The sequence below is a fragment of the Rhizobacter sp. P2_H3 genome, assembly GCF_056403355.1.
This window is the reverse complement of record NZ_JBFUFQ010000355.1, coordinates 1-4,103: the sequence shown is the minus strand read 5'-3', so window position 1 is coordinate 4,103 and position 4,103 is coordinate 1. Positions and strand designations below refer to the sequence as shown.

The following is a 4,103-nucleotide window of genomic DNA, read 5'->3' as shown; positions in this document are numbered from 1 at the left end:
GGATCACGCTGGTGCGCACCAGCGTCGCGAAGTCGGAGTCGACGCCGCGGATGCCGATCTTCGCGAAGATCGCCGTCAGCGCGGCGAACGCCGCCGACAGCAGGGCCCATTGAAACCAGCTGGCGGGCATGTTCATCTCAGGCTCCGTGAAGTTGGGAGAACACGACCCGGACTTCCAATCCGCCATGTCGTGCCGGCGTGTGCAGGCTGACGTTCGCGTGATGCCGCTCCGCAATGGCGCGCACGATGGCCAGGCCCAGGCCGCTGCCGCCGCTTGCCGGGGCCAGCGATTGCGCGTCCTCGCCGCGGTAGAAGCGGTCGAACACGCGCTCGCGTTCGGCCGCCGGGATGCCGGGGCCGTTGTCGATCACGCGCAGGCGCGGGCGCCCGTCCTGCAGGTCGGCCTCGACGTCGACCACGCCGCCGGCCGGCGTGTAGCGCAGCGCGTTTTCGACCAGGTTGTCGAGCAGCACGCGCAGCTGGTGCGCATCGGCCTGCGCCGCGAGGCCGGCGCCGACCTGCGCGCCGAGGTCGATGCGCCGGTGCTCSGCCTTCAGCGCGAAATCCGACACCACCGAGCGCRCCAGGTCGTCCAGGCTGACCYGYTCGACGCGCATCGTCTCGCCATCGGGMTCCGAGCGCGCCACCGCCAGCAGCTGCTGCACCATCCGCTCCGAGCGGATCACGCCCTGCTCCAGCTCGTCCAGCGCATCCTGCCGCGCGGCCGGGCTGTCCGAGCGGCGCAGCAGGTGCACCTGCAGGCGCAGCGCGGTCACCGGTGTGCGCAGCTCGTGCGCCGCATCGGCCAGAAAGCGCCGCTGCGCCGAGAACGCTTCCGACAACCGGCCGAGCAGGTCGTTGATCGACAGCACCAGCGGCTTGATCTCGCGCGGCACGCCGTCGGTGGCGATCGGCAGCATCGAGCGGGCGCTGCGCGCCGCCACGTCGCGCGCCGTATCGCCCAGCGGCTGCAGGCCGCGCCGCAGCCCGAACAGCAGCAGCCCGCCGACCACGACCACCAGCACCAGCATCGGCGGGAACACCTTGGCCCCCGATTCGGCCGCCATCTGGTGCCGCTGCGAGACGCGCTGCGCCGCCTGCGCGATGCCGTCGGCGGCCACGCTCGAATAGACGATCCAGGCCTCGCCGTCGACGTCGAGCCGCGCGAGCCCCTCGGTGCGCGAGAACGGCAGCTTCACGCGCGGGTCCGAGGCGTACACGCGCTCGCCGTCGGCGGTCCAGGTCAGCGTGACGATCTCGACGTCCTCGGGCGTGTCGCTGCGCTCGGGCAGCACCAGCGCGTCGTGGCGGCGCGCGTCGTAGGCGGCGCGGTGGTAGCGCGCCACCGACTGGGCCACGTTCTTCAGGTCGGCGTCGAACACCTCGTTCATCTCGTCCAGCGTGACCAGGTAGGTGACGATGGCGACCAGCAGGCCGCCGAGCGCGAGCGCGCCCATCAGCCAGGCCAGCAGGTAGCGTTCGATCGAGTGCATCAGCCCTCCGTCACCCGGTAGCCGACGCCGCGGATGTTCTTGATCACCGCGGCGCCGAGCTTCTTGCGCAGGTTGTGCAGGTGCACCTCGATCGCGTTGCTGATCACCTCCTCGCCCCAGCCGTAGACGGCCTCTTCCAGGCGCTCGCGCGACAGCACCGCGCCGGGCCGGCGCATCAGCGCCTCGAGCACCGAGAACTCGAGCGGCGAGAGTTCGACCTCGACGCCCGCCTGCATCACCTGGCGGCGCAGCGGATCCAGCATCAGCGAGCCGACCTCCAGGAAGGGTGTGCCGCTGCCCATGTGGCGGCGCACCAGCGCACGCATGCGTGCCACCAGTTCGTCGAGGTCGAAGGGCTTCAGCAGGTAGTCGTCGGCGCCGGCTTCCAGCCCGTCGATGCGGTCGCGCACCGTGTCGCGCGCCGAGGCGATCAGGATCGGCACCGAGTTGTGCGCGTTGCGCAGCGTGTGCAACACCGCCATGCCGTCCTTCTTCGGCAGGCCCAGGTCGAGGATCGCGGCGTCGTAGACGCGGTTGCCCAGCGCCAGTTCGCCGGCGCGCCCGTCGGTGACCCAGTCGACCGCGAAGCCCGCGTCGACCAGGCCGCGGTGCACCGCCTTGCCCACCATCGCATCGTCTTCGATCAACAGGACTCTCATGCACGCATCCTGCGCCAGCGGGCTCGCAGGTGCCGCAGCCCCCACGCGGCCAGCGCGCCGGCCAGCGCCACCGGCAGCGCCGCCAGGATGTCGTACGGAAAATTCACGCCGACGTAGACGCGCCCCAGGCCGAGCAGCAAGCCAGTGGCCAGCAGCGGAAAGCACAGCACCGACAGCCGCTGCGTCCACAAGGCGGCCAGCCCCAGCGCCCACACCACCGTGACCTGGTCGCTGGGCAGGCCCGAGTCGCCAGCGTGCGCGAGGTGGTGGTGACCGAGCCGCAGCGCGGACGGCCGCGGGTGCGGCCACGCATGCCGCACGAGCTCGGCGATCGCCACCGCGCACACGGCCGCGACGACTAGGTGCAGCAACTCGCGCCGCGTGTCGTGGCTCGCGCGCAGCCACAGGATGCCGAGCGCCGGCGGCAGCAGCCAGATGAGCCAGCGCGCGACGATCAAGGCCAGCAGCAGGCGCGTCGGGTGGGGCTCTGCCGGTGCGTTGATCAGCTCGAAGAGGTGGAAGTTGTCCATGGGGGCCGACATGCTGCGCTTGCCGGCCTTAGAGGTGACTTAAGCAGTGACTCGAGCAGTCAGAAGCTGCGTTTTGCCTCGACGATGAACTGCACCTTCTTGATCGACTTGTCGCCGTCCATCGGGAAGGCCGCGTCGACGTGCACCACGGTGCCCAGGCCCGAGCGGCTGTTGCCCAGGCGCAGCCCGACGCCGGCGTCGCGCAGCAGCCCCTGGGCCGAATCGCCCGGCCGCACGCCGTCCCAGGTGCGACCCATGTCGTAGAACACCGCGCCGCCGACGTGGAACAGCCGGAACGGGAACCAGTCGGAATAGGCCCGCTGCTCGATGGTGGCGAGCCAGCGCCCGCTGCCGCTCTGGTAGCGCAGCGGGTAGCCGCGCAAGCCGGTGTCGCCGCCGAGCGTGATCTGCTGGTCGGGGTCGAGCCGCACGCCGCGGTCGATGCCGATGCCGGCGAACAGCGTGCGCTGCGCCGACTGCCGCAGGTACCAGCGGCCCGACAGCTTGAACAGGCTGCCGCTCAGCCCCTCGCGCTCGACGCGGCCTTCGGCCGTGCCGGCCAGCAGCCACGTCTGCGACGGGTCCGGCATCCAGCCCTTGGAGAAGCCCGTGTCGAACACACCGGCCGTGCGGTCGGAGCCGAGCCGGCTGGATGTCGMGCCGAGCCGGGCGCGCACGTTCCAGCCCAGCGCGATGTCCTCGGTCTTGCCGATCTGGTCCTGGTTGTGCGTCGCGATGAACTGGTCCTCGATCCAGCCGACGCCGATCCACGGGTACAGCAGGCGCCGCCCGTCCGGCGCCACGCTCGCGCTGCCCAGCGCCGGCAGCGCGGCATAGCGCTGCTCGTCGAAGGTCAGGCCGGCCGTCCAGCGCAGCGCGGCACCGTCGCGCAGGCCGTCAGACCAGCCGGTGTAGGCCGTTGCATGCCGGGCGGACACGTCGTACTGGTTGACGACCTGGCCTTGCGAATACACCGAGTCGATGCGGCGCTCGTTGCTGAGCGACAGGCCGCCGGCGCTGCGGGTGTCGAGCGCATAGAACGGCTTCTCCAGCGCGAGCTTCTGCGCGCGGCCGTCGCTGTTGTCGTCGTACTCGCCCGCCAGCGTCCAGCGGCTGCCGAGCAACTGGCTGTCCTGGTAGGTCAGGGCTTTCGACGTGCGGTCCACGCCCGATTGGATGTCCAGCCCGAGCTGCTTGCCGCGGCCGAGCAGGTTGGTCTCCTGGATGCCGATGCTGCTGCTGTTGCGCCCGCCCTTGCGGCCGAACGACACGCCGGGCTTCAGCGTCCACACGTCCTGCGTCGCCACGACGATGTCGACCACGCCGTCGTGCACGGCAGTCACCCGGATGGCCGCATCGCGCAGGTAGCCGTTGGCGCGCAGCGTGCGCTCCGATTCGCGCAGCAGCCGCGCGCTGTAGCG

The 4,103-nt window shown here is 71.2% G+C and carries 4 protein-coding genes; all 4 read right to left on the bottom strand.

What is annotated here, in order from left to right; genetic code table 11:
- Positions 1-137: 137 nt before the first annotated feature.
- Positions 138-1,493, bottom strand: a complete 1,356-nt coding sequence (locus AC1D1T_RS30685) for a sensor histidine kinase (RefSeq protein WP_477993194.1) — start codon at positions 1,491-1,493, stop codon at positions 138-140.
- Positions 1,493-2,152, bottom strand: coding sequence for a response regulator (locus tag AC1D1T_RS30680; protein WP_477829434.1), 660 nt, complete (start codon positions 2,150-2,152; stop codon positions 1,493-1,495). Before AC1D1T_RS30680 ends, AC1D1T_RS30685 begins: the two co-directional genes overlap by 1 nt.
- Entirely contained in the window at positions 2,149-2,682 is a 534-nt protein-coding gene (locus AC1D1T_RS30675) for a phosphatase PAP2 family protein (RefSeq protein WP_477993193.1), read from the bottom strand. The genes AC1D1T_RS30680 and AC1D1T_RS30675 overlap by 4 nt, the downstream gene beginning before the upstream one ends.
- A 59-nt stretch (positions 2,683-2,741) precedes the next feature.
- A partial coding sequence (locus tag AC1D1T_RS30670; RefSeq protein WP_477993191.1) for a BamA/TamA family outer membrane protein occupies positions 2,742-4,103 on the bottom strand: 1,362 nt, incomplete at its 5' end.